Genomic DNA, 24,588 nt, shown 5'->3' with positions numbered 1-24,588 from the left:
CCGCGACGTCGACCTGCGCACCGGCGTGGCGGCGCGGACCGAGAGCGCCCCCGACGGCGCGACCGAGCGCCGCGCGCTCGGCGTGGGGGTCGGCGTCACGCAACGCCCACGGCGGGCCCCGGAACGGACCGTCCGAGCGTGGCTGGACGTCGCGCGGGTGGGGGACGCGACGCGCGTCGGTCCGGGCGTCGACGTCGCCTGGGCGGGGGACGTGGGCGCGGATGCGTGGACGGTGCGGCTGCACGCCCGACCGTCGGGACCGTCCCCGACGCCGTGGCGGGCGTCGGTCGCGTGGCGGCACGACCGCGGCGCGACCGCGTGGACGTGGACGGGCGACGTCGCCGGCACCGCGGACGCCGTGGCGGGGCGCCTCGAGGTCCGCGGGTCCGTCCCCTGGCCCACGCTCCGGGGCGCGTTCGGCCGGTGATATCGTCCCCCGTGCGGTATCTCGTGATCGGTGACGTGCACGGCAACCTCGCCGCCCTCGACGCGGTCCTGAAGGACGCGCACGGGCGGGGGTTCGACGCCGTCGCGTTCCTCGGGGACGCCGTCGGGTACGCCCCCGACGCCGACGCCGTGATCGAACGGGTGGCGGAGCTCGCCCCGAGCGTGGCGGTCGCCGGGAACCACGACGTCGACCTCCTGACGTTCCGCGACGGAGGCACCCCCGCCGCGCCCCTCGACGCGGACGTCGCCGACGTCCTCCGCCGGCAGGCGGACGCGCTCTCCGACGCCTCGGTCGCGTGGCTCCGGGCCCTTCCCCGGCACTGGATCGGCGATGCGTTCGAAGCGCACCACGGGGCGCCCGGCGACCCGTGGCGGTACGTGACCGACCTCGCGGCCGCCGACGCGGCCCTGGACGCCCTCCACGCGCCGCTGGCGTTGGTGGGGCACACGCACGTCCCCCGCGCGACGCTGTTCGTCGAGCGTCCGGACGGAACCCGCACCGGGCGGGTCGTGCCGTTCGAGGGCGCGACCGCGACGTACGACGTCCCGGCGCAGGCCCGCGGGTTCTTCAACCCCGGGTCGGTCGGGCAACCCCGCGACGGCGACCCGCGCGCGGCGTACGGCGTGCTGGACGTCGGTGCCCCCTGCCGGCTCGAGGGCGTCCGCGTGCCCTACGACGTGGAGGCGACGGCGAGCGCGGTCCGCGCGGCGGGGTACCCCGAACGGTTCGCCGCGCGCCTCGCGGAGGGCCTGTGAGCGACGAGACCGGCCCCACCCCGGGCGTGGCGGAGGTCGCGGCGGAGGTCCGCGGGCACGCCGAGGCGCTCGCGTACCTCCGCCGCGCCGAGGGGCACGCCTTCGCGTTCGTCGGGCCGCCCCGCATCGGGCGTCGCACCGCCGCCCTCTGGTGGGCGCGCTGGGCGACGTGCGACGCCGTCCGCTTCGAGGGCGCGGACGCCCCCTGCGGGCGCTGCGAAAGCTGCCGGCTGCACGCCGCCGGACACCACCCCGACGTCGTCGTGAAGGCCCCCGCCGCGGAAACGAAGGGGGGCCGGGCGGCGCTCACGCCGATGCTGCGCATCGACCAACTCGTGCGGCGGGACGGCCCGTCCGCCGACCCCGACCCCCTCGCCCCCCGCATCCGGGCCCGCCCCCGCTACGGGACGTCGGTCGCGATCCTCGACGGCGCGGAGACCCTGAACGAGGCGGCCGGCAACGCCTTTTTGAAGCTCCTCGAGGAGCCGCCCTCGTGGGCGCGGATCGTGCTGATCGCCCCGAGCGTCGGGGCGTTGCTCCCGACGTTGGCGTCGCGCTGTACGCCGGTGCGCTTCGCCGCCCCACCCGTCGACGGGTACGCCGACGCCGCACCGCACCCGGCGCTCCGGACGGGTCAGCTCGGTTGGTTGCGCAGCGACGCCGCCGACCCCGAACGCACCCGGGGCCTTCGGGACGCCGCCGACGCCCTCGCCGCCGCCCTCCCCGGACCGCTCGACGCGGCGCTGGAGGCAGGCCGAGCGTGGGCGCGAGCGAAACGCGAGATCGCGCCCGACGAGGCGGACGCGTGGCTGCTGGAGGCGGTGCGCCGCACGGCGCCGGCGGCCTACCCGGCCGCGCTCGCCGCGGTCCGCGAAGCGGACGAGGCGGCGCGGGCGTACGTCGGGACCGACGTCGTCGCCACGACGCTCGTGCTGCGCCTGCGCGCCGCCGTCGCATGAGGCGTCCACGGCGCCGCCGGCGGCGTGGCGCGGGCGTCAGCGTTTGTGGGGTCGCTCGAGCTTGTCGGCGGGGACGCCCTCGAGGTACCCGTCGTCGGTCTTGAGGTCGGCGGTGCCGCGCAACGGATCGAGCTTGACGACCTTCCCGCACGCGCCGGTGTCGGTGTGGCAGGCCTTCCCCCCGCGCTTCGGGAGGCGCCCCAACAGTTCCTTGTAGGTCGGGTGCTCGAACTGCAGGCAGCACATCAGCCGCCCGCAGGGACCGCTGATCTTCTCGGGGTTGAGCGGCAGCTGCTGGTCGCGGGCCATGCGGATCGACACCGAGTTGAAGCTCTGCATCCACGTCGACGAGCACGATCCCGTCCCGCACGCCCCGAGCGTCCCGAGGATCCGGGATTCGTCGCGCGGCCCGACGTTCACGAACTCCACCCGCGCGCCGGTATGGCGCGCGAGCTCCTGCGTGAGGCCCCGCAACGACGGGTGGTTCTCCGCGGTGTACTGCACCGCCAACGCCGCCTCGTCCAGCGTGAACTCGAGCGACACGATCTTCAGGCGAACGCCCTCCTGCCGGGCGCGCGCCCGCAGCAACCACGTCAGGTCCTCCGCCTTCTGCGCCAAGCGCTGCGCCCTCGCCAGGTCCTCGTCGTGCGCCGCGCGGAGCACCTCGCCGGCGCTCCGTTCCCGCGGGCGGGGTTCGGTACGGACCGTGCCGACCTCCACGCCTCGGCGGCTGCGCACGATGCAGCGGGTCCCGACCGGGGGGGCGGCGTCCGCCACGCCGCTCGCGTCCATCCAGTGGATCTTCGGTCCGTTGTCGAAACGAACGCCGATGCAACTCTGCACGTGGACCTCCGGTGGACAGGCTATCGCGCCACGGCCCGCGACGTCACGCCCCGCGTCCGGACTCCGCTCCGGAGAACGGCGGCATGCGCGCGACCGGCGCGAAGCGGCGCCGGTGCACCTCGCACGGGCCGTGCGTCCGCAACGCCTCGAGGTGGGCGGCGACGCCGTACCCCTTGTGCCGCGCGAACCCGTACGCCGGCCAGCGGGCCTCGGCGACCTCCGCCATCCAGCGGTCGCGGGCGGTCTTCGCCAGGACGCTGGCGGCGGCCGCCTGCAGGCTGGCGCCGTCGGCGCGGGGGGGCGCCAGCACCGTCCACGGTCCCGGCAGCGTCAGGTGGTCGGTCACCAGCGCGGTCGGGGGTCGAGGGAACGCCGCGAGCGCCCGCCGGGCCGCTTCGCGGGTGGCGTCGGGCACCCCCAGGGCGTCGACGTCGGCGGCGTCGACGAACCCGACGCCCCACGCGATCGCGGTGGCGCGAATCGACGCCGCCCACGCGACGCGACGTCGCGCCGTGACGGTCTTGCTGTCGCGGTAGGGGTGCGGGCCGTACGGCAGGACGACGGCGGCCGCGACGATCGGTCCGGCCAGCGCCCCGCGGCCCGCCTCGTCGATCCCTGCGACGGCGGCGTGCCCCGCGGCCCACAAGCGGCGTTCGAACGCCCACCCGGGCGGCGCGGCCTCCTCTGGCGCGTCCATGCCCGCACGGTAGCACCGCGCCAGGGCGGGCGCGGAGCCGTTGGTAGCATGCGCAGGTGCTCCTCGACGGCGCGTTCACGTCGCCCGCCTGGCTGCTGCTCGCGCCCATCGTCTGGCTCGTGGCCGGCCTCGTGCCGCGGCCCGGTCGGGCGGCGCGCCGCGCGACGCTGCTGGCCCTCGTCCTGGCCCTCGCCGGCCCGCGGTTCGGCGGTACGCCGGCCGCGTCGGTCGTCCTCGACGTCGGCGATTCGGGACGCGCCGCCGCACGCCTCGTGTGGGAGGCGGCGACGGCGGCGGGGGCGTGGCGCGACGTCGACGTCGTCGTCGCCGGGGACCGCCCCGTAGCGTTGCCGAGCCCGGCACCGTCGACGTCCCCCGTGGAGCGCGACGCGCGCTGGCGGGCGGCGGTGGCGGAGGCCGGACCGGGCCGCAGCGACGTCGGGGCGGCGCTCCGCGCCGCGACGGCGGGGGACGCCCGCCGGGTCCTGCTGGTCGGCGACGGGCGCCACACCGACGGACGGGACGGCCCCTGGCCGGACGTGCCGGTCGACGTGCTGGCGGTCGATTCGCTCCCCAACGTGCGGGTCGACGCCCTCGACGCGCCCGCCGTCGCGGATCCCGGCACCACGATCGACGTCCGCGTCGTCGTCCGGCGCGAGGGCCGACCGGACGGCGCCGCCGACGTCGTCCTCCGGGTCGACGGGCGCGAGGTCGCCCGCCGAGCCGTCCCGACCGACGCGGGCGCGCACGCCTGGCGTCTGGCTGCGCCCCTTCCCGCCGTCCCCCCCGCCGACGCGACGGAGGACGGTGCGAGCGACGGCGATGCGGCCGACGACGATGCGGCCGACGACGCGGTGCGGGTGGAGGCGGTCCTGGTCCCCGCCGACCCCGACGGCGACGGTTCCGACGCCCCGGGCGACGTCGCCGCGGAGGGGCCGGGCGACGCCATGGGGGTCGACGCGGCGCCCGCCGACGACGCCTTGGCGACCCGCGTGGCGCTCCGTACGCCGCCCCGCGTCACGCTCGTCGACGCCGAGCCGTGGGCCGGCCCCCTCGAGGCGGCGGGCCTGGAGGTCGTCCGCGCGAGCGTCGCGGACGTCGGGGCGCCCCTCGCGACCGACGCGCTCGTGATCGGGGGGCCGGCGGAGCCGTGGAGCGACGCGCAGGCGCGCGCCGTGACGGCGTTCGTCGAGGCGGGGCGCGGCCTCGCGATGCTGGGGGGACCGAACGCGTTCGCGCTCGGGGGGTGGTACCGCAGCCCCATCGACGGCGTCCTCCCCGTCGACAGCGACGTCGCGCCGCCCGACGCCCCACCGGACCTGGCGATGATGCTGGTCGTCGACCGCTCCCGCTCGATGGACGAGGGCACCCCCGCCCGCCTCGAGCGCGCGAAGCGCGCCGCCCGCGAGCTGTTGCGCCGCGCCGCCCCCGGCGACCGGATCGGCATGATCGCGTTCGCCGACGCACCGCGGACGGTGTTCCCCCTGCAGCCGGTCACCGACGGGGGGCGGGCGGCGATGACGCGGGCGCTGCTGGACCTGGACGCGGACGGCGGGACGGTGCTGGGGCCGGCCCTCGACCGGGCGGTGGCGGCCCTCGAGGCGAGCGACGCGCGACGCAAGCACGTCGTGGTGCTGTCCGACGGCGAGATCGACGGGGGGCGCCCCCTGGCGCCCCGCGGGCCCGCTCCGGACGTCGTCGCGGAGCGCGCCCGCGCCGCAGGCGTGACGATCTCCACGGTCGCGGTGGGCGACGGCGCCGACGTCGCGGCGTTGCGGGCGTTGGCGGACGCCGCCGGGGGGCGCGCCTACGCCCGCCTCGGAGCGTCGACGCTGGTGGACGTCTTCGTTCGCGAGGCGGAGGCGGCCCGGCGGTCGGCGTGGCGCGACGCGACGGGCCTCCAGGTGCGGCCCCACCCGCTCGTGCGGGGCCTCCCCGACCCCCCGCTGGGGCGGTACGTGGAGACGCGGGCGCGCCCCGGCGCCGAGCTCCTCTGGGCCGACGCGGGGGGCGCCCCGCTGCTGGCGGTCCGCCGGGTGGGGGTCGGCCGGACGTTGGCGTTGACGATGGACGCCGCGACGCCGGACGCCGCGGTCCGTCGCTGGCCGTCGTTCGACGGCTGGTGGGTGGACGCCGTGCGGTGGTTGGCGAGCCCCCCGGCGGACGTCACCGCGACGGTCCGGACGGGGGCGGCGCCCGCCGCCCTCGCCCTCCCGCCGGGCGCGCCGTGGGTGGAGGTGCGCCGCCCCGACGCGCCGCAGGAGCGCGGGGAGGCTCCGGAACCGACCGCGGTGCGGGCGGCGGGACGCGCGGCGGCGCTGCAGGCGCTCGGGCCCGGCCGGTGGGCCGCCCCGCTCCCGCCGGGCGCCACCGGTGCGGACGCCGTCGTCGTATCCGGCGACCGGGTCGTCGCCCCCGTCCGCGCCGTCGTGCAGGACCCCGAGTTCGGGGAGCGCGGGGGCGACGCGACGCTCCGCGCCATCGCGACGGCGACGGGCGGTGAACGCCTCGGGGCGTGGGAGGCGTGGAGCCCGCCCCGCGCACCGGCGTCCGGCGGGGCGCGCGCCGCGCTGGCCGCCGTCGCGGTCGCCGGGGTGCTCGTGGAGGCGTGGCGGCGCCGCACCGCGACGCCGGGGGGTTAGGCGTCCTCGCCGGCGTGCGGGGAGACCGCCGGCGCGTCGACCGGGAGGCCGGTGACCTCGCGCAACAGCGAGGTGGCGTAGGCGCCCTTCGGGAGGTCGAACGCGAGGCGCAACGCCGGTCGGCCCGCGTCGTCCTCGAACCCCTCGAGCGCGACGTCGCCGACCGCCACGCGGCTCGGGCGACGATCGCCGCGGCGACCGCGCAGGTCCTCCCAACGAACGCCGGCGCGCGCGAGCGCCGCGCGTTCGTAACGGCCCGCCTCGTCGCTCGAGATGCGCACCTTGCGGCCGTGCAGCGCGAGCAGGGCGGTGATCTCGAACGCCGCGGCGCGCGGGCGTTCGACGTCGGGGTCGTCGACGCGGAAGGTGCCGCCCGTCGCGACCTTGCGGGCCCAATCGCCGCTCACGAGCGACGCGAAGTGCCCGTCGCGAATGCGGGCGGCGAGCACGTCGTTGAAGATCCAACTCTGCAGGGCGTTGACGAAGAAGCGGTGCAGCCGCCGGTCGCCGGGCACCGTTTCGCCGCGCAGGAGGGCGCGTCCGTCGACGGCGTTGCGTCCGAACCGCCCGAAGCGTTGCGGCCCGACGTAGTTCGGGAGGCCGCGCGCCACGACGTCGTCGAGGATCGCGCGGGCGCGGGCCTCGGCGTCGGGCGCGACGTCGCGCACGACCACCGTGAAGCGGTTGCCGTGCAGGTGCCCGATCCCGAGCTTGTTGGCGTGCCGGGAGGTCTCCAGGACCTCCACGCCCTCGCGTTCGGCGAGGACGTCGGCGGCGGCGCGCTGCGCCCACGGGAGCGACAGCCACTGTTCGGTGACGGCGTGCTTGTCCTTGAGGCCCGCGACGCCGATCCGGTTCTCCGGCACGCCGGCCTCGACGAGGGTCCGCACGAGGTCGCGGGTCGCGAGGCCGCGCTTGCGGACGCGGAGGTACAGGTGCGACCCGCGGCCCGCGGGGAGGTACGCGGGGCGTTCGACGACGACGAAGTCCTCGGGGACGCTGCGAATGCGGCCGCCGGTCCCGGGGCGCGCCCCGCGGAGCGACGGCAGGGCGTCCCACGCGAAGATCGGCGGAACCCCGTCCGAGGGGGTCGCGTCGTCGGGGGGTGGGCCGGACGGGGCGGCGGCCGGGTCGCTCACGCCTCGCCGGCCGGACCGAGCGAAGCGTCGGCGTGGTGCGCGGCGAGGCGCGCGTCGATCGCCTTGCGGGCCTCGCGGAACCGATCGACCAACGACGGCGCCTCGAGGAGGCGCTGGGCGCCCTCGGGGGGGAGGCGCAGGTTCGCGCACACGAACGACGCCTGGTAGAGCGGGTCGTCCGGCATCGCGGCCGCCGCCTGGTCGCGGGCGGTGTCGGCGAAGAACACGGAGCCGTAGCGGTCGAACGCCTCGAGCGCGTCCCAGGCCGCGACGCGTTCGTCGTTCGGGTCGGTGCGCTCCACCGGCCACGGCTCGACCTCGGCGAACCACAGGGGGCGCACGCCCCCCGACGGTTCGGGCACCTGCTCGACGTTCGCGTAGGCGAGCTTCGCGCGTTCCCGCCCGTGCGCCACGAGCTGCAACGTCCCGTCGAGGCTCTCCTCGCTCTCGAGCACGTCGACCAACGTCCCGACCTCCCCCGGCTTGTCGGCGCCTTCGTCCTCCATCCCCTCCGTCGGCGGGGGCGCGATGACGAAGCGGACCGGATCGAGGGCCTCGGCGGCCTTCACGAGCCGCTTGTAGCGCGCCTCGAACACGTGGAGGGGCACCGTCATGCCGGGGAACACGACGACGTCGAGGGGGAACACGGGAACGACGCTCATCGGGCCGAGGCTACCAGGCGGCTCCCGCCGCCACCGCCACGTCGAACACGACGGCGGCCAGGACCAGGCCCGACACCCACAGGTTGGCGTTGAACGCCTGGAGGGCGGCGGCGGCGCCGCGCCGGCGCACGAGCCCCTGCTGCACCCCGAGGAGGGGGGCGACGAGGCCGAGGACGGCGACGAGGTACGGCGTCCCGAGCGGCGTCACGAACGCGAGCGTGACGAACGCGGCGAGGGCGACGGCGTGCAGCGCGGCGGCGACGTCGAGGGCGCGGTCGGGCCCGAAGCGGACCGGGATGCTGCGGATCCCCTCGCGCAGGTCGACGTCGCGGTCGAGGAGGCCGTAGATGACGTCGAACCCGGCGATCCAGGCGCCCACGCCGATCCACAACGCCACCGCGCCGGCGTCGAACGCGCCGGTGACGGCGATGACGCCGCCGGCGGCGGCGGCGCCGATCGTGACGCCCAACCACAGGTGGCAGGCCCACGTGACGCGCTTCGTGTACGGGTACGCCACGAGGAACGCCACGGCGACGGGCAGCAACGCCGCCGTGAGGGGGTTGAGCGCCAGGCCGGCGGCGGTGAACGCCACGACCCCGAGCGCCGCGACCGCCAGGCCGTCGCGGCGCGTGAGCCGCCCGGCGGGGATCTCCCGCGCCGCGGTCCGCGGGTTGCGGGCGTCGATCTCGGCGTCGACCACGCGGTTGATCGCCATCGCGGCGGTCCGCGCGCCGACCATCGCGAGGGTCACGAGCGCGAAGGTGCCGGCGCCCGGCCACCCGCCGGCGGCGAGCACCATGCCGGTGTACGCGAACGGAAGCGCGAAGAGCGTGTGCTCGAACTTCACGAACGCCAGCCAGGTGCGCGGGTCGCGCCGGACGGCGGCGTCGCTCACGACGCCTCCACCCCCGCTTCGCGCAGGGCGGCGCGTTCGGCGTCGAACCCGTCGCGCCCCATCAGGGCGTACGTGTAGCGCTTGCCGAGCTCGACGCCGGGCTGGTCGAAGGCGTCGACGTTCCAGATCTCCCCCACGAGCGCCGTCTGCCACATCGTGGTCTGCAGGAGCGCCCCGAACGTCTCCGCGTCGAGGTGCGGGAGGCGAAGCGTGAGCGACGGTCGACCCCGCACCGCCAGCGCGTGCGCGGTGGCCGCCGCCTCGGCGTTGAGGACCTCGTGGAAGCGGCGGCCGCCCAGGTACCCGAGCGGCTCGAGCCCCTCGGGCGCGTCGGGCACCCGCGCCCCCAGGCGGTCGTCGTCGAGGACGACGAAGGTCGTGAGTTTGTCGTTGGGGCCCTCCGCGAAGAGTTGCACTTGGGCGTGCTGGTCGGTGGCGCCGACCGCGGGGAGGGGGGTCGTGCCGGCGTGGACGCGGGCGCCGTCGCGGGTGTGGGCCTTGCCGAGCGATTCCGCCCACAACTGCACGAACCAGTCCGACGTGCGCCGCAAGCCGCTGGCGTACGGCATCCACACCGTCTGGGTCTTGCCGCGGCGCGCGGCCCACACGTGGGCGGCGGCGAGCCGCTTCGCGACGCTGGCCTCGGTCGGGGCGCGCACGTCGTCGAGGACGCCCGCCGCCCCGCGCAGGAGGGCGGCGACGTCGACCCCCATCCAGGCGGCCGGGAGGAGCCCGACGGGCGTCAGGACGCTGAAGCGCCCCCCGACGGAGGGGGGCACGTCGAACCGCGGGAGGTCGTAGGCGGCGGCGCGCGGCCCGAGGATGCCGCGTTCGGGGTCGGTCGTGACGACGACGTGCTCGCGCCAGGCGTCCCCCACGCCGCTTCGCAACCACGCCTCGAACGCCAGGTAGCCGGCCATCGTCTCCGCCGTCGTCCCCGACTTGCTGATGACGTTGACGAGGGTCCGTTCGGGACGGAGCGCCGCGAGGTACGCCGCGATCTCGTCGCCGTCGACGTTGTCGAGGACGTGCACGCGGGGGCCGTCCGCAGCGGGCGGCGCGATCGGGGGACGGAGGGCGTTCTGCACCGCGCGCGCCCCCAACGCCGACCCGCCGATGCCGAGCACGACGACGTCGTCGTACGCGCCCCGGCGGGCGTCGACGAAGGCGCGTGCGGCGTCGAGGGGCGCGCGGTCGCCGGGGGCGGCGATCCAACCGAGCATCGCGGCGTCGTCGTCGGCGCGGGCGAGGAGGGCGTCGGCGGCGGCGTCGAGCCGAGGGCCGAGGGCCGCGGTCTCCCGCGCGACGTCGACGCCGTGGGCGGCGCCGACGCGGTCTTCCTCGAGGTTGCGGAGGTCGAGGGTCAGCATGGCGGCATGCTACCGCCGCGCGCGCCGTCAGTGCTGCTTGGCGGCTTCCTTCACGGCGTGCGTGGAGAACCCGAACTGCGGGGCGACCGCCCCGCCGGCGTCCCCGAGGATCGTGCGGGCGAGGTCGGCGAGGGTGGTGCCGCCCAGCTCGACGTCCATGCGCAGGTCGCGCCGGAGGTCGCCGAGGCTGCGGTCGTCGAGCAGCAGGTCGGTGCCGTACTTCACGACGTTCGGGCTGAGGAGCAGCACGTCGGCCTCCTCCGGACGAACGGCGAGCAGCAGGTCGCGGCCGGCGAGGAGGCCGGCGACGGTGGTGACCGCCCCGAACGTCCGGTTCGTGACGGCGCGCACCTCGATCTCGAGGCCGTCGATGCGCCGCAACGGCGCGACGGCGCGCTCCAGCACCGGCGCGAAGAGGGTGCCGGTCGCGAGGAGGACCTTGCGGGGCGCCGCGAGGCGGTCGGGGAGGTCGGGGAGGGGCCCGTCGAGGAAGTCGCGGACCATGCCGACGCCGTTCTCGAGCATCGGGAACCCCTCGTAGGCGTCGCGCGTCGGGAGCGGGCGTCCGGCGAGGAGGTAGAACTCGTCGGAGAGGAACACGAAGCGGGTGCCGCGCGTCTCCAGCATGCGGCGTTGCACCGCCTCGACGCGGCGGACGACGTCGTCCGCCTCCTCCGCCGTGTAGGTGCGGAGGTCGGGCAGGTTCGTACGGTGGTCGGTGAGGCCGACCGGTACGGCGGCGACCGCCTGGACGTTGGGGCGCGACGCGAGGTAGGCGAGCGTGGACTCCATCGCGTCGCCGTCGTTGCGGCCGGGCAGCAGCACCATCTGCGTGTACAGGTCGATCGGTTCGAGCCGCTCGATCATGTCGCGAATGCGGGTGGAGGCGGGGTCGCGGACCTTGCTGGACCACCACTGCATCATGTCGCCGCGCAGCGTTTCGTCGGCGGTGTGGACCGAGACGTACAGCGGACTGAGGTGCTCGTCGAGGATCCGCCGCACGTCGCCGTCGGAGAGGTTCGTGAGGGTCACGAAGGAGCCGTACAGGAAGCTCGTGCGGAAGTCGTCGTCCATCAGGTAGAGGCTCTTGCGGAACCCCTGCGGCATCTGGTGGACGTAGCAGAATTCGCACTTGTTGGCGCACGTGCGGATCCCGTCGAAGATCGGGTCGGCGAACTCCAGGCCGGGGTCCTCCCACGCGACGTCGAACGACGCCGTCGTCCCGTCGGGCGCCTCGAGGTCGAGGCGGACCTCGCCCCGCGCGAGTTCGCGACGGTAGGCCAGCACGTCCGGGATCTCGGCGCCCGCGACGGCGACGAGTCGCCACCCCGGCGTCACGCCCGCACGTGCGGCGGGCGACCCGGGCGCGACCGCGTGGACCTCGGCGCGCGGAGGGGGAGGCGGAGGCAGCGGCACGTCAGTGCGCCTCGTCGATCGAGCCGCCCTCGTCTGGGCGGTCGGGACGGCGGTCGGGGGGGAGGACGAAGGCGTGGACCGGGGGGGCGGCGTCGAACGCGACGCGCCGACCGACCGGCCACGCGTCCGGCGTTTCGACGGCGAGGACGACCGGGACGCCGGCATCGACGACGAGGGCGCCGGGCTCGTGCGCGAGCACCGCGCCCGCCCCGCGGAGCGCACCGCGCTCGGGGACCTGCAGGGCGACGTCGCCGTCGCCGGCGTCGCGCACCTCGTGGGCGGTGGGGTTCAGGATCAGGGTCGCCGCGCCGGGGGGCGCGTCGTAGGGGTTCGTGCGTTCGAGGAGCTGCACGACGGTTCCGGCCACGTCCGCCTCGAGCAGGGGGCTGCCTTCGGGGCGTGCGAAGAGCGTGGCGGGGGTGGCGTACGTCCGGAACCGCTGGACGAACGCGTCGGGGGCGTCCTCGATCACGGCGGGGAGCATACCCCGCGCGCGTGGTAGCGTGATAGATGATGACCTACGCATCCCCGCGTCCGCGCTCCGTCCCGCTCCGTTCGGTTTCCCGCGAACGGAGTTTTCGTTGGGTGGACCGCCGCGCGGGGGGCGATTCGGAGGGACGGCCATGGACACCCTGAACGACGTACAGGAACGCGACCTGGCGCTCGACGCGCTCGACAACGAGCGCGCGGACGTGCCCGAGGCGCTGCGAATGATCCGCAGCGACCGCGAGGCGCTCGAGGCGCGCCTGGAGACGGTCCGCGGCGAGCGCGACGCGCTCCGCGCGAAGGTCCGCGAGGCGGACGTCGAGCTGCAGGCGCTGCGCGACCGCACGAAGGCGGCGCAGGAGGCGGCGTTGCGGGCGGAGTCCTCGAAGGAGGCGGCGCAGTTCCAGAATCAGGAGATGCAGTTCGCGACCCGCGCACAGGAGCTCGAGGAGGACACGTTGCCGTCGATGGAGGCGCTCGAGTCGACCGAAGCGACGCTGCAGGCCCTCGAGGCGGAGCACGCGGAGCTCGTGCCGGAGCACGAGCGGCTCGAGGCGGAGGAGCGCGAGCGCTTGGCGGAGATCGATGCGCGCGAAGGGACGTTGCGCGAGACGCGTGAGGCGCTCGCCGGCGAGGTGCCCGCGGCGTTGCTGAAGCAGTACGAGCAGGTGCGCAAGGCGCGGCGAGGCATCGGCCTCGTGGAGCTGGTGGAGGGCCGCCGCTGCGGGGGCTGCAACATGCAGCTGCCGCTGCACGTGGTGCAGAAGGTCAAGAAGAACGCCGGCGTGGTGCGGTGCCCGTCGTGCGGACGCATCCTCTGGTCGAAGACCGAAGCGGCGGCCTGAGGCCGGCCCGTCGGGCGCGACGCGTCGCGCCCGACCTCAGTTCAGTTCGCCGAGCGGGTCGAGGGCGTTGCCGCCCCGCCGGATCTCGAAGTGGATGTGCGGGCCGGTCGACAGGCCGGTGGAGCCGACCCGGCCGATGACCTCGTTCTGCTCGACCCAGGTGCCGACCGACACGAGGATCTGGCTCTGGTGCGCGTACCAGGTTTCGTCGCCGCCGGCGTGGCGGACCTTGACGAGGTAGCCGTAGCTCCCCGACCAGCCGGCGAACGTCACCGTCCCGGCCCGCGCCGCGACGATCTGCGTGCCGGTGGGGGCGGCGACGTCGATGCCGCGATGGAAGTTGGAGGTGCCCATGCCGAGGTTGCGGCGCCCGAAGTAGCTGGTGATGCGGCCATGCACCGGCCAGACGTAGCGGTTCTCGCGCTCGCGCACCTTCGCGAGCCGCTCCAGGGCGGCGCTCGGTTCGACGTCCGGGAGCCACAACAGCATGCCGGGACGCAGGTCGGCGGGGGTGTGGATCGCGTTCGCACGAAGGACGCCGACGGGGTCCGCGCCGTGATCGCCGAGGACCGCGGCGAGGTCGAGGCCGTCCCGCCAGGTCACGAGGAGGCCCTCGCCGGGGGGGATGAGCAGTTCGACGCCGACGGGGAGGCGGTCGAGGGACGAGAGGTCGGGGTTCGCTCCGACGAGCGCGTCGAGGGTGACGTCGTAGCGCTCGATGACGCCGCTGATGGTCTCCCCCGCCTGCAGCACGTGGCGGGTGAATCCGGGGGGCGGTTCCGGCGCGGGGGTCGCGACGCCGCCCGTCGCCTCCCCGAGGGGGATGCGGAGGGTGTCGCCGGGATGGAGCGTGACGCCGCGCACGTCGTTCGCTTCACGGATGGCGTCGACCGGCACGGCGTACGCCGTAGCGATCCCCCCGAGCGTGTCGCCCGGCTGGATCGTTCGCAAGGCGTACCCGCCGGCGGACGCCGCGGGGGCCGCGAGACCGAACGCGAGGAGGGCGAGGAGCGTGACCCGTGCGCGGGACGGGGGGCGGCGGGCCGGCCACCCCCGGAGAAGACGTCGCATTACCGACACGATACACGACCCACGCCGGCCGGCGGTCCGGGACGTTCGCCCCGCGGGCGGCGTCACCCGACGCGCGCGCCGGCGTGGCGCGCGCCGTCCTCGTCGCGAACCTCGAGCGCCGCGTCGCGTGCGGCGTCCTGGAGGACCGCCAACGCCACCACGCCGAGGTCGGGGTGTTGGGCTCGCCCCCCGAGACGACCGACGCGCTTGCCGTCGGCATGGAGCGACGACGCGTCGGCCGGGACCGGCGCGTCGAGCCGGAGCCGCACCAAGTGCCGGCGGACGACCGCGCGGGCGTCGAGCCGCGCGATGGTCTCCTGCCCGACGTAACAGCCCTTCGTGGTCGACACGTAGCGCTCCAGGCCCACCTCGTGCGGCAGGACGCCGCCCCGGGCCTCGAGGCCGACGCGCGCGAGCTGCGCCTCGATCCGCGAAGGCTCCAACGTCGCGGCGTCCGCCGGGGTCGCGCCCGCGCCGTGCAGGGCGTCGGCGACGGCGGCCGCGTCCCGCGCCAGGGCGTGCACGTCGACGCCGCCCTCCGCCGTGCGGTCGTGCGCGACGAGGAGGACGTCGGCGGACGCGAACGGTCTCTGCACCGCCGCGCCGTGGGACGCCCGCGCGCCGAACGCGGCCGCGACGACGTCGGGGGCGGTGGGGCCCTGCACCGTCCACGTGCGGAGGACCTCGCGTAGGTCGTGCAGCTCGACGTCGTCGAACACCCGTTGGCGCCGCAACGTCGCGAGGACGAGGTCGGCGGCGTCGTCCTCGACCGCGAGGTGCAGGTCGTCGTCGCGCCGTTGGACCGACGCCTGCGCGACCGGGCGCCCCTTGGGGTCGAGGAACAACGTCGCGACGCTCCCGCCGGCGGGGGTCGCGGCGACGTCGGCGGAGACGTTCCCCTGCAGGAACGGCACGCGGTCCGGTCCGGTCAGGCGGACGCCACCGACCGCGTCGAGGGGGACCGCGACCGCCGCCGAACGCAGCGCCGTCCAGGCGTCGGTGGGGGGTGGAGCGGGGGCGTCGGGCACGGCGGGGGGAACGCGCTCGGGCATGCCGGGAGGCTACCGCGGGTCGTGCGCCGGGTCGGTCGCCTCGCGCGCACCGCGGCGGACGGCGGGGTCGATCTCGAACGTCGTGAAGCCGAACGCGTTCACGACCTCGACGCCCTCCTCCGTGACGTACCGGCGGGGGGCGTTGGCGCCGTTGAGGTGCACGTGCCCGTGCACGTGCACGCGGGGGCGCCACCAGCGGTGGAACCGATTGAAGGCGGGCACCCCGCGGTGCGGGACGTCGGCGCCCGCGTGCGGCCCCACGGGGGGCGCGTGCGTGAGGAGGACGTCGACGGGCGGATCGCGGCGCCTGCGGTCCCAGGCGAGGCGCGGCGCGAAGGCGAGCGCGAAGCGTTCCATCTCCCGCTCGGCGTACTGGTGCGGACCCGGTCGGTAGCGGGCGGACCCCTCGATGCCGGCGATGCGGAGGCCAGCGACCTCGACGATGCGGCGGTGCGCATCGATGCAGCCGCCGGGCTTGACGCGCGTCTCGCCGTCGTCGTCGACGACGTAGCCGTCGGCGTGATTCCCGAAGACGTAGACGGGGGGCGTGGTCAGGCGCGTCGCGAGGAACTCGAGGAGGTACCCGGGGACGTCGCCCGCGCTGAGGACGACGTCGACGTCGCCGAGGTTGGCGGGGAACCGCTCGGAGTACACGAACGGCGAGACCTCGTCGGCGATGGCCAGGACCCGCACCGCCTCACGCCCCGGGCCGGTGCGGCGTCACGCCGCACCGGCCTCCGTCTCGCCCCCCGCCGCCCACTCGAGGCCGGCCCACACGAGGTCGTCGAGGTCGCCATCGAGGACCGCGTCGGGGTCGTGCCGCATGACGCCGGTCCGGTGGTCCTTCACGTAGCGCTTGTCGAGCACGTAGCTGCGGATCTGCGAGCCCCACTCGATCGCCTTCTGCTCCCCGCGCGCCTGCATCTGCTCCTCGCGCCGGCGTTGCTCCTCGCGCTCGAAGAGGCGGCTGCGGAGCACCGTCATGGCCTTCTCGCGGTTCTTGATCTGCGACTTGCCGTCCTGGCAGGTGACGACGATCTCGTCGGACGTCCCGCCCTTGTAGACGACGCGGACGGCGCTGTCGGTCGTGTTGACCGACTGCCCGCCGGGCCCCGAGGAGCGGTAGACGTCGACGCGGAGGTCGTTCGGGTCGATCGCCACGTCGACGGCGTCGTCGATCTCCGGCATGACCTCGACCGACGCGAAGCTGGTGTGGCGACGGCCCTGCGCGTCGAACGGGCTGACGCGCACGAGGCGGTGCACGCCGTTCTCGACCTGCAGCATGCCGAACGCCCGCTCGCCGCGCACGATCAACTGCGCGTACTCCACCCCGTTCGGGGCGGCGTCGCTGCCGACGGCGTCGAGGAGTTCGACCTTCCAGCCGCTGCGCTCGGCGTAGCGGTGGTACATGCGCAGCAGCATGCCGGCCCAGTCCGACGACTCGGTCCCGCCGGCCCCGGGTTTGATCGTCACGATCGCGGGGCGGTCGTCGTGATCGCCTTGGAACAGCGTCTCGCGGTACAGGTCGTTCAGGGACGCCTCGACCCGCGCCCGTTCGGCGGCGAGCTCCTCGGCGTCCTCCTCGCCGGCGAGCGCGGCGAGTTCGTCCAACCCCTCGACGTCGCTCTGCAGGCGGTCGTACGTCTCGATCACCTTGCGGAGGCGCGCCGCGCCCTGCGTCACCTCCCGAGCGGCGTCGGGGTCGTTCCACAGGTCGGGGTCGTTCAGTCGTTCGTCGTACTCCGTGAGGGCCTCGCGCTTGGAAGCGAGGTCAAAGATACCCCCGGAGGTGCAAGAGGCGTTCCTTCAGTTCTTCCATGGCGTGCACTCCCTCCGCCGCCGCACGCGTCGCGGTGGCCGTGCCGCATGGTAGCGTAACGACCACCATGGAACCACCGGGGCACCCTGCGCGACGCGGCCCGAACGGCGGCGGCGTCGTCGTCGGGTGCCCTCACGCACGCCCCCCGCGCAGGCGCGCCCGATGACGCCGCTGGACCGCTTCGGACCCCTCGACGCGATCGACGTCGCGCTGTTGGCGGTGCTGGTCTACCAGGGCTACGCCCTCCTCGTCGGGTCGCGCGCGTGGAACGTCGTCCGCGGCCTCGTCGCGGTCGCAGGCCTGTGGCTCGTGGCGCGCGCCGCGAATCTGGAGGGGACCGCCTGGCTGTTCGAGCGCCTCGCCCCCGTCGGCCTCCTGGCGCTCGTGATCGTGTTCCAACCGGAGTTGCGCGCCGCGCTCGAACGCGTCGGGCGGGGCCGAGGCCGACGGGCGGTGGACGGCGACCCGGTCCAGGAGTTGATGACCGCGATCCGCGAGTTGGCGGCGAAGCGCGTCGGCGCCCTCGTGGTCGTCGAGCGCACGACGCCGCTCGGGGAGTTCGCGACGCGCGGCGTGGCGCTCGAGACGCCCGTCCGCGCGGAGCTGCTGCAGACCCTGTTCGACTCGAAGGGCCCCCTGCACGACGGCGCGGTCCTGATTCGCGGCGACGCGATCGTGGCGGCCGGCGTGATCCTGCCCCTCAGCCAGGAGACGCAGCGCTTCGACCGGACGCTCGGGACCCGCCACCGTGCGGCGCTCGGCGTGTCGGAGGTGTCCGACGCGTGGGTCGTCGTCGTGAGCGAGGAGCGGGGCACGGTGTCGGTCGCACGCGACGGGCACCTGGAGACCGACGTCGCCCCCTCGGATCTGCTGACGTCGCTCCGCACCGTCTACGGCGAGGTTCGCCCGTGAGGTCGCTCGCCTCCTGGCGGCGGGCCTGGCGTCGCGCGCGGCGCGACGCCCCGGCGAAGGTCGCGGCCGTCGTCGCGGCGTTGGGCTTGTGGTGGGTCGCGACGAACGACCCCGGGACGACCGTGCAACGCAGCCTGCTCGTGCCGCTCCGCGTCGACGGCGCCGCGGCGGACGAGGTCGCCGTGGGGGTGCCCGACCGCGTCGAAGTCGTCGTGAGCGGCCCGTCGGAGCGCATGGACCGCCTCGACGCGGACGACGTCGATGCGTCGCTCGACCTCACCGGCGTCGACGGGGCGTTCGCCGCGGACGTGGAGGCGCGCGTGCCGCAGGCGTTGCGGGTCGTGCGGGTCGTGCCCGCCGAGGTGATCGGTCGCCTCGAGGCGGTCCGCCGCGCGACGTTCGACGTCGGCGTGGTCCTCCCCGCCGCGTCCGGCGACGCGGACGCCGCCTGGCGGGTGGCGTCGCTGGCACCTGCGACGGTGATCGTCGAGGCCCGCGACCCGGTCCTCGCCGACGTCGACGCGGTCGTCGCGGTGCTGCGCGACGGGGACGCCGCCCGCCGCGCGGTCGACGCCCCGGCGCCCGTGCCCCTCGTGGCGCTCGACGCGGACGCGCGACCGGTGGTGGGGGCCCGCCTCTCCCCCACCGACGCCCGCCTGCGCGTGCGGGCGGACGTCCCGTGGCGGTCGGTTCGCCGCGAGGTGCGGGTGTTGCCCCTCCCCGAGGGGGTGCGCCTCGTCGAGCTCGCGACGGCGGAGGCGACCGTCGTCGCGCCCCTCCCGACCCTCGCGGACCTGCCCGACCTGCCCGCCGCCGTACCCGAAGCGACCGCCGCGTGGCCGCCGGGCACGTACGATGTGACGTTGGTGCCGGACGCCCCCGACGACGTCGCGGTCGCGACGCCGCTCCGTGCGACGGTACGCATCGGCGCGGACGACGCCCCGGCGGGGCCCTGACCCCCGGCGCCCCTGGAGGACGGACGCGATGATTCACCCCATTCGCTTGTACGGCGACCCGGTGCTGCGCAGGACCGCGACGGAGGTCCGGACCTTCGACGCGGCGCTCGCCGAGCTGGCGACCGACATGATCGAAACGATGCACGACGCGAACGGCGTCGGGTTGGCCGCCCCGCAGATCGGCCTGAGCAAACGCCTCTTCGTCGCCCTCGAGCTCGCGCCCGACCCCGACGGCGAGAACCCCACGGACACCGATCCGCCCGCCGCCGCCGCCCTGGAGGGCCCCGAGCCGGACGGCGAGCCCGGCGGCGAGACGGAGGACGGCGGCCGCGCGGTGCTCGCCACGCACGTGATGGTGAACCCCGTCCTCGTCGAGCGCCGCGGAAGGCAGGTCGGGCCCGACGGCTGCCTGAGCATCCCGGGGCCGTGGGTCGAGGACATGGTCCGCGACGCGGAGGTCCGCGTCCGCTACCAGGACGTCGACGGCGTCCCGCACGAACGGTGGGCGGAGGGGCACTTCGCGCACGTCGTGCAGCACGAGCTCGACCACCTCGACGGGGTCCTGTACTTCGACCGCCTCCCAAGCGACGCCCGCCGCGCGTTCCTCGACGCCCACCGCGCCGAACTCGCGGACCTGCAGCGCCGCGCCAAGGCGTTCTTGAAGGAGCGGCCGACCGTCCCCACGGTCGACTGACCCCATGCGCGTCGCCTTCTTCGGTTCTCCCGCCTACGCCGTCCCGGCCCTCGAGGCGCTCGACGCGGCGCACGACGTCGTCCTCGTCGTCACCCAACCCGACGCGCCCGCGGGCCGCGGCATGAAGCTCCGCACGCCGCCGGTCGCGGCCCGCGCGGCGGCGCTCGGCCGGCCGCTCGCGCAGCCCTCGAACCTCAAACGCGACGCGGCGTTCGCCGCCACCCTGCGCGACGCCCACGCCGACGTCGCGGTCACCGTCGCGTACGGCAAGATCCTGCCAGCCTCCCTGCTCGACGTCCCCCCCCACGGCTTCCTGAACGCGCACGCCAGCCGCCTGCCCCAGCACCGCGGGGCCGCCCCGATCCAGTGGGCGTTGATCCAGGGAGACACGGAGACCGCCGTGACGATCATGCAGACCGACCCCGGCCTCGATACCGGCCCCGTCCGGCTCGTAGAGCCGGTCGCGATCCATCCCGACGACACCTACCCGACTCTCGCCGACCGCCTCGCGCACGCCTCCGCCGACGCCCTCGTCGAGGCCCTCGACCGCCTCGCGCGCGGGACGCTGCCGAGCACGCCGCAGGACGACGCCGCCGCGACGTACGCGCCGTTGCTCGTCAAGGACGACGGCGCGCTCGACTGGACGGCGTCCGCGACCGCCATCTGGAACCGCTTCCGGGGCGTCATCGCGTGGCCGGGCACGCGCACCCGCATCGCGGGCACGACCCTGAAGATCGACGCGCTCGCGCCCGCCTCCACCGACGCGCGCGCGGCCGACGGCGCGGCGGACGCCGCGCCCGGCACGGTGCTGCGCGTGGACGACGGCGGCGTCCTGGTGGCGTGCGGCGACGGCGCCGTTCGGCTGGAGCGCGTCACGCCCGCCGGGAAGCCCAGCATGCCGGCCGCCGATTGGGCGCGCGGCGCGCGCGTCGCACCCGGCGACCGGGCCGACGAAGTTCAGGGGGACGCGCACCGTGGCTAGCGTCGCGATCCTCGGGCGCCCGAACGTCGGGAAGTCCAGCCTCTTCAACCGCCTGCTCGGTCGGCGCGACGCGATCGTGGCCGACGAGGCGGGCGTCACGCGGGACGTGAAGGCGGCCCCGCTGGAGCTCGAGGACGGCCGCCGCATCGACCTGCTCGACACCGGCGGCCTCTGGTCGGGGGACGCCTGGGAACGCGCGATCCGGACCCGCGTCGAGGTGGCGCTCCAGGGCGTCGACCTGGTCCTGTTCTGCGTCGACGGCGCCGCCGGCCTCGCCCCCGCCGACCACGAGATCGCCGACCTGCTGCGCCGGCGCGGCACGAACGTCCTCCTGGTCGCCACGAAGGTCGACGACGCGACGTTCGAGGATCGCCCCGCCTGGTTCGAACTGCTGGCGCTCGGGTTCGGCGAGCCGGTCCCCACCAGCGCGATGCACGCGCGCGGCATCGCCGACCTCCGCGACCGCCTCACGGACGCGGTGGAGGCGGTGGACGACGACGCGGACGAGGAGGCGGTGACGGTGGCGATCACCGGCCGCCCCAACGCCGGGAAGTCGTCGCTGACGAACGCGATCCTCGGCGACGAGCGCGTGATCGTGAGCGAGGAGGCGGGCACGACGCGGGACGCGATCGACGTCCGCCTCGAGGTCGGCGGCCGACCGTTCGTGCTGGTCGACACCGCCGGCCTGCGACGCAAACCCGATCGCGACGTCGCCTTCTACGCGCGGGTCCGCAGCGAAGCGGCGCTGCGCCGCGCGGACGTCGCGATCCTCGTCGTCGACCCGTTCGAGGTCGGCGATCACGAGATGCGCATCGCCGGCCTCGCCCTCGAGACCGGCACGCCGGTGGTCGTCGCGATCAACAAGTGGGACCTCGTCGAGGACGAGGACCTGCAGGCGTTCCGGACGCAACTCGCGATCGATCTCGCGCACCTCACGTTCGCCCCGTGGGTGTACGTCAGCGCGAAGACCGACTTCGGTCTCCACGAGCTCCTCGCCTCCGTCGTCCGGGTGTACGACCAGGCCCGCCGGCGCGTGGCGACCGGCACGCTGAACGGCTGGCTCGAGGTGTGGACGCAACGCCAGACGCCGCCCAACCACAAGGGCCGGTCGCTGAAGCTGCTGTACGCCACGCAGGCGGACGTCGCGCCCCCCACGTTCGTGCTGAGCGTCAACGACGAACGGCTCCTCACCCGCGCGTACGAGCACTACCTGCGCAACCGCATCCAGGAGGACTTGGGGTTCGGGGAGGTCCCGGTCCGGCTCGTCTTCAAGGCGCGCAGCGGCACCGGCAAACGCGTCCGGACCTGACCCGACCGCGCCCCGGGCGCGCCCGGCCGGGGTCGCCGGCGTCAGCCGCGGGGGCGTTCGGTGCGGACCCGCACGGCGCGTTTGCCGCGCCGGGTGGCGCCCAGGTCCTCGAGCACCACGACCCGCCCGAGCCCCTCCGCCCACACCTCGGCGCCCACCGCGACGGGGGTCGCCTTGCCCGCCGGGGCGCCGTCGATGCGGACGCGGCCGGCGGCGACGCCCTTGTCGAACCAGGAGCGCGACCGCCCGAGCGCGGTCGCGCCCACGACGTCCGCGCGGAGCGAGGGCACCACGATGCGCGCCTCCTTCGCCGTCCCGACCGCGACCCGGTCCACGTCGACCCCCGCCAGCGGGCACGGGACGCCCGCCAGGGCGACGTCGTTCGGCGGCGCGCCGCCGTCGGCCAGGACGATCACGCTGGCGCCCCGCGCGTGCGGCACGGCGTCCCCCATCCGCTCGGGCGGGACGCCGGCCGCCTCCAGCGCGGCGCGCAACGCCTCGGGGTCGGTCGGCGCTTCGCACGTCCACGCGGCCAGGGCCGGCGTCGCGACGGGAACGTGCGGGGGGCGCGTCGTCACCACCCGGCGGGCGGCGCCGGGATACCCGCCGTCCGCGGACACCGCCACGCCGGCGGCGCGCAGCGCGGCCCGGAGGCGGCTCGACGCCGCCTCCTCCAGGAAGGGCGTGGAGGCGACGCGACCGCCGCCCGCCGCGGCCTCCAGGCGCGCCTGCCAGGCCTGCAGGTCCGCCCCGTCGCTCACGGGGGGGCCGCCCCCTCGTCGCGCGCGTCGCGCACCTCGAGGCCGGCCGCGCGGAGGCGGTCGGGGTAGGCGGCGGCGTCGGGGCCGACCACGCGGACCGTGACGCGTCGCGTTCGCCCCGGATCCACGACCGAGCTCGCGACCGCCACGATGTTCGAGGGCGCCGCGACGCCCGCGACGCGCTCCAGGACGCCGGGCCGGTCGGGCAGGTCCAGCACGACGCGGGTGCCGCCCTCGCGGTCGCCCAGCATCCCGACGAAGGCGCGGAGCACGTCCCCGATCGTGAGGATGCCGACCAGCCGTTCGCCGTCGACGACCGGAAGGCCCGACACCTTGCGCTGCGCCATGCGCGCCGCGGCCCGCTCGATCGGCGCGTCGGGCGTCGTGACGTACAACGCCTCCGGCAGGACGTCCGCGACGGTGGTGCGCGCCAACAGGTCGTCGAGGTCGTACACCGAGACGGGGGTGCGCCCCCCGGGGGTGGCGGCGCTCAGGTCGCGGGCGGTGACGAGGCCGACGAGGCGACCCGCCTCGACGACCGGGAGGCGACGAAAGCCACCGTCGCGAAGGCGTTCCATCGCGGCGAGCAGCGGCACGTCGGCCTCGACGGTCGCCGGGTCGGGCGTCATCGCGTCGCGGACCCACATGCGGGGAAGCGTAGCACCGGCCGGCCGGCGTCGCGGGGGCGTGCGATGATGCCGCCATGCGCACCGTCACGGTTCTCGGTTCGACCGGTTCGATCGGCACGCAGACCCTCGACGTCGCCGAACGCCGAGGCTGGCGCGTCGAGCGGCTCGCCGCCGGCCGGAACGCCGCCCGGCTCGTCGAGCAGGCGCGCCGGCACGACGTTCGCGAGGTCGTGTGCCACCCCGACGTGCACGCCGACGTCCGCGCGGCGTTGGGGGCCGAGGTGGACGTCCACGCCGGCGACGGGGCCCTGGAGGCGCTCGCCGCCGCGCCGGCCGACACCGTCGTGGCCGCGATCCCGGGCATGGCCGGCGTCCCGGCGGTGCTCGCCGCCGTCCGGGCCGGGCGGCACGTGGCGCTCGCGACGAAGGAGGCGATGGTCGTGGCGGGCCCCCTCGTGCACGCCGCCGCCCGCGCATCCGGGGGGCGCGTCACGCCGGTCGATTCCGAGCACGCCGGCGTCGCACAGCTCCTGCTGGGCGAACGCCGGGAGGCGATCGACACGATCCTCCTGACGGCGTCCGGCGGGCCGTTCCGCGACGGCCCCGCGGACCTGTCCACCGTCACGCCGGAGGCGGCGCTGGCGCACCCGACGTGGGCGATGGGGCCGCGCGTGACGATCGATTCCGCGACGTTGTTCAACAAAGGCCTGGAGGTCCTCGAGGCGCACGCCCTGTTCGGGTTCGACCTCGACGCGATCGAGGTGGTCGTGCACCGGCAGTCGTGGGTGCACGCCCTCGTGCGGTTCCGCGACGGGTCCCTCAAGGCGCAGGTCGGTCCGCACGACATGCGCCTCCCGATCCTGTGGGGGGTCGAGGAGAACGAACGCCCGACGCTGGGCCTGGACCCGTTCCCCCTCGAGGGAACGTGGACGTTCGAGCCGCCCGACCGCGCGCGCTTCCCCGCCCTCGACCTCGCGTACGAGGCGGGGCGGCGGGGCGGCGTCGCACCGGCGGTCCTGAACGCCGCCGACGAGGTCGCCGTCGCGGCGTTCCTGGACGGCGCCCTCGCGTTCGACGCCATCCCGCGGGTGTTGGCGCACGCCCTCGACGCGGTCCCCCCCGCCGACGCGACGTGGGAGGCGTTGCGGGCGGCGGACGACGAGGCGCGTCGGGGGGCGCGCGACGCGATCGCGTCCGGCGCCGTGCGGTGAGGCGCCCCTCGGTGCCGTACGGAACGGTGCGGGCC

25 protein-coding genes are annotated in these 24,588 nt (G+C 75.9%); 11 read left to right on the top strand and 14 right to left on the bottom strand.

Going from position 1 to position 24,588, the window contains the following annotated elements; all coding sequences use genetic code 11:
- From RI554_03595 to RI554_03585, 3 genes are all read left to right on the top strand, one after another.
- On the top strand, positions 1 to 427 hold a 427-nt coding region (locus RI554_03595), incomplete at its 5' end, for a hypothetical protein (GenBank protein ID MDR9391094.1).
- Between the two features lie 11 nt (positions 428 to 438).
- Complete coding sequence (locus RI554_03590) at positions 439 to 1,203, top strand: metallophosphoesterase family protein (GenBank protein ID MDR9391093.1); 765 nt, start codon at positions 439 to 441, stop codon at positions 1,201 to 1,203.
- Positions 1,200 to 2,162, top strand: coding sequence for a hypothetical protein (locus RI554_03585; GenBank protein ID MDR9391092.1), 963 nt, complete (start codon positions 1,200 to 1,202; stop codon positions 2,160 to 2,162). Before RI554_03590 ends, RI554_03585 begins: the two co-directional genes overlap by 4 nt.
- A gap of 36 nt (positions 2,163 to 2,198) precedes the next feature.
- Here RI554_03585 and ricT read toward each other — a convergent pair whose 3' ends face one another.
- Together ricT and RI554_03575 are read right to left on the bottom strand one after the other, a co-directional pair.
- The gene (gene ricT / locus RI554_03580) at positions 2,199 to 3,005 is read right to left on the bottom strand and encodes a regulatory iron-sulfur-containing complex subunit RicT (protein ID MDR9391091.1); all 807 of its coding nucleotides are present in this window, start codon (positions 3,003 to 3,005) and stop codon (positions 2,199 to 2,201) included.
- Between the two features lie 43 nt (positions 3,006 to 3,048).
- The gene (locus RI554_03575) at positions 3,049 to 3,702 is read right to left on the bottom strand and encodes a ribonuclease HII (GenBank protein MDR9391090.1); all 654 of its coding nucleotides are present in this window, start codon (positions 3,700 to 3,702) and stop codon (positions 3,049 to 3,051) included.
- 56 nt (positions 3,703 to 3,758) lie between these two features.
- Between RI554_03575 and RI554_03570 the strand changes: the two genes are divergently transcribed.
- Positions 3,759 to 6,344, top strand: coding sequence for a VWA domain-containing protein (locus tag RI554_03570; protein ID MDR9391089.1), 2,586 nt, complete (start codon positions 3,759 to 3,761; stop codon positions 6,342 to 6,344).
- Here RI554_03570 and RI554_03565 read toward each other — a convergent pair.
- The 6 genes from RI554_03565 to RI554_03540 all read right to left on the bottom strand — a co-directional run bounded on the left by RI554_03565 (position 6,341) and on the right by RI554_03540 (position 12,298).
- Entirely contained in the window at positions 6,341 to 7,483 is a 1,143-nt protein-coding gene (locus RI554_03565) for a tRNA pseudouridine(13) synthase TruD (GenBank protein ID MDR9391088.1), read from the bottom strand. The genes RI554_03570 and RI554_03565 overlap by 4 nt on opposite strands.
- Positions 7,480 to 8,145 carry an LON peptidase substrate-binding domain-containing protein gene (locus RI554_03560; GenBank protein ID MDR9391087.1) on the bottom strand — a complete coding sequence of 222 codons (666 nt, stop codon included), beginning with the start codon at positions 8,143 to 8,145 and terminating at the stop codon, positions 7,480 to 7,482. The genes RI554_03565 and RI554_03560 overlap by 4 nt, the downstream gene beginning before the upstream one ends.
- A gap of 10 nt (positions 8,146 to 8,155) precedes the next feature.
- A complete protein-coding gene (locus RI554_03555; protein MDR9391086.1) occupies positions 8,156 to 9,040 on the bottom strand; it encodes a 4-hydroxybenzoate octaprenyltransferase in 885 nt (294 codons plus the stop codon).
- Positions 9,037 to 10,410 carry a glucose-6-phosphate isomerase gene (locus tag RI554_03550; protein ID MDR9391085.1) on the bottom strand — a complete coding sequence of 458 codons (1,374 nt, stop codon included), beginning with the start codon at positions 10,408 to 10,410 and terminating at the stop codon, positions 9,037 to 9,039. The genes RI554_03555 and RI554_03550 overlap by 4 nt, the downstream gene beginning before the upstream one ends.
- A 27-nt stretch (positions 10,411 to 10,437) precedes the next feature.
- Positions 10,438 to 11,748: a DUF512 domain-containing protein gene (locus RI554_03545; protein ID MDR9391084.1), complete on the bottom strand. Its 1,311-nt coding sequence runs from the start codon at positions 11,746 to 11,748 to the stop codon at positions 10,438 to 10,440.
- Between the two features lie 79 nt (positions 11,749 to 11,827).
- Positions 11,828 to 12,298, bottom strand: a complete 471-nt coding sequence (locus RI554_03540; protein MDR9391083.1) for a hypothetical protein — start codon at positions 12,296 to 12,298, stop codon at positions 11,828 to 11,830.
- A gap of 151 nt (positions 12,299 to 12,449) precedes the next feature.
- Here RI554_03540 and RI554_03535 point away from each other — a divergent pair, with 151 nt between their 5' ends.
- Positions 12,450 to 13,157 (top strand): C4-type zinc ribbon domain-containing protein, encoded by a 708-nt coding sequence (locus RI554_03535; GenBank protein MDR9391082.1) that lies wholly within the window; start codon positions 12,450 to 12,452, stop codon positions 13,155 to 13,157.
- Positions 13,158 to 13,193: 36 nt separating this feature from the next.
- On the opposite strand, the gene RI554_03530 is transcribed toward RI554_03535, so the two are convergent.
- From RI554_03530 to prfB, 4 genes are all read right to left on the bottom strand, one after another.
- Positions 13,194 to 14,228: a peptidoglycan DD-metalloendopeptidase family protein gene (locus RI554_03530; protein MDR9391081.1), complete on the bottom strand. Its 1,035-nt coding sequence runs from the start codon at positions 14,226 to 14,228 to the stop codon at positions 13,194 to 13,196.
- Between the two features lie 62 nt (positions 14,229 to 14,290).
- The gene (locus tag RI554_03525) at positions 14,291 to 15,280 is read right to left on the bottom strand and encodes a hypothetical protein (protein MDR9391080.1); all 990 of its coding nucleotides are present in this window, start codon (positions 15,278 to 15,280) and stop codon (positions 14,291 to 14,293) included.
- A gap of 9 nt (positions 15,281 to 15,289) precedes the next feature.
- Positions 15,290 to 15,973, bottom strand: a complete 684-nt coding sequence (locus RI554_03520) for a hypothetical protein (protein MDR9391079.1) — start codon at positions 15,971 to 15,973, stop codon at positions 15,290 to 15,292.
- A 27-nt stretch (positions 15,974 to 16,000) separates the two neighbouring features.
- Positions 16,001 to 17,099 (bottom strand): peptide chain release factor 2 gene (prfB, locus tag RI554_03515; GenBank protein ID MDR9391078.1). Its coding sequence is split into 2 segments (ribosomal slippage): positions 16,001 to 17,053 and positions 17,055 to 17,099, totalling 1,098 coding nucleotides; the frame shifts between segments, so codons are not numbered across the junction.
- 162 nt (positions 17,100 to 17,261) lie between these two features.
- Here prfB and cdaA point away from each other — a divergent pair.
- Genes cdaA through der form a run of 5 tightly spaced genes read left to right on the top strand, consistent with a single transcriptional unit; the run spans position 17,262 to position 21,952 of the window.
- A complete protein-coding gene (gene cdaA / locus RI554_03510) occupies positions 17,262 to 18,011 on the top strand; it encodes a diadenylate cyclase CdaA (protein ID MDR9391077.1) in 750 nt (249 codons plus the stop codon).
- Positions 18,008 to 18,967 (top strand): CdaR family protein, encoded by a 960-nt coding sequence (locus tag RI554_03505; protein MDR9391076.1) that lies wholly within the window; start codon positions 18,008 to 18,010, stop codon positions 18,965 to 18,967. Before cdaA ends, RI554_03505 begins: the two co-directional genes overlap by 4 nt.
- A gap of 28 nt (positions 18,968 to 18,995) precedes the next feature.
- Positions 18,996 to 19,661 (top strand): peptide deformylase, encoded by a 666-nt coding sequence (locus RI554_03500; GenBank protein ID MDR9391075.1) that lies wholly within the window; start codon positions 18,996 to 18,998, stop codon positions 19,659 to 19,661.
- A gap of 4 nt (positions 19,662 to 19,665) precedes the next feature.
- Positions 19,666 to 20,643 (top strand): methionyl-tRNA formyltransferase, encoded by a 978-nt coding sequence (gene fmt / locus RI554_03495; protein MDR9391074.1) that lies wholly within the window; start codon positions 19,666 to 19,668, stop codon positions 20,641 to 20,643.
- Positions 20,636 to 21,952, top strand: a complete 1,317-nt coding sequence (der, locus tag RI554_03490; protein MDR9391073.1) for a ribosome biogenesis GTPase Der — start codon at positions 20,636 to 20,638, stop codon at positions 21,950 to 21,952. The genes fmt and der overlap by 8 nt, the downstream gene beginning before the upstream one ends.
- Before the next feature lie 41 nt (positions 21,953 to 21,993).
- Here the strand turns inward: der and RI554_03485 are convergent, their stop codons facing one another.
- Together RI554_03485 and RI554_03480 are read right to left on the bottom strand one after the other, a co-directional pair.
- A complete protein-coding gene (locus RI554_03485) occupies positions 21,994 to 22,713 on the bottom strand; it encodes a hypothetical protein (protein MDR9391072.1) in 720 nt (239 codons plus the stop codon).
- Positions 22,710 to 23,360, bottom strand: coding sequence for a CBS domain-containing protein (locus RI554_03480; GenBank protein ID MDR9391071.1), 651 nt, complete (start codon positions 23,358 to 23,360; stop codon positions 22,710 to 22,712). Before RI554_03480 ends, RI554_03485 begins: the two co-directional genes overlap by 4 nt.
- A gap of 56 nt (positions 23,361 to 23,416) precedes the next feature.
- On the opposite strand from RI554_03480, the gene dxr reads away from it, so the two are divergent.
- Positions 23,417 to 24,553, top strand: coding sequence for a 1-deoxy-D-xylulose-5-phosphate reductoisomerase (gene dxr, locus RI554_03475; GenBank protein MDR9391070.1), 1,137 nt, complete (start codon positions 23,417 to 23,419; stop codon positions 24,551 to 24,553).
- The last annotated feature ends 35 nt before the right edge of the window (positions 24,554 to 24,588 follow it).

Source organism: Trueperaceae bacterium (genome assembly GCA_031581195.1).
GTDB lineage: Bacteria > Deinococcota > Deinococci > Deinococcales > Trueperaceae > SLSQ01.
Note: the sequence above shows the minus strand (reverse complement) of the source record. Positions and strands in the feature narration are given on the sequence as shown.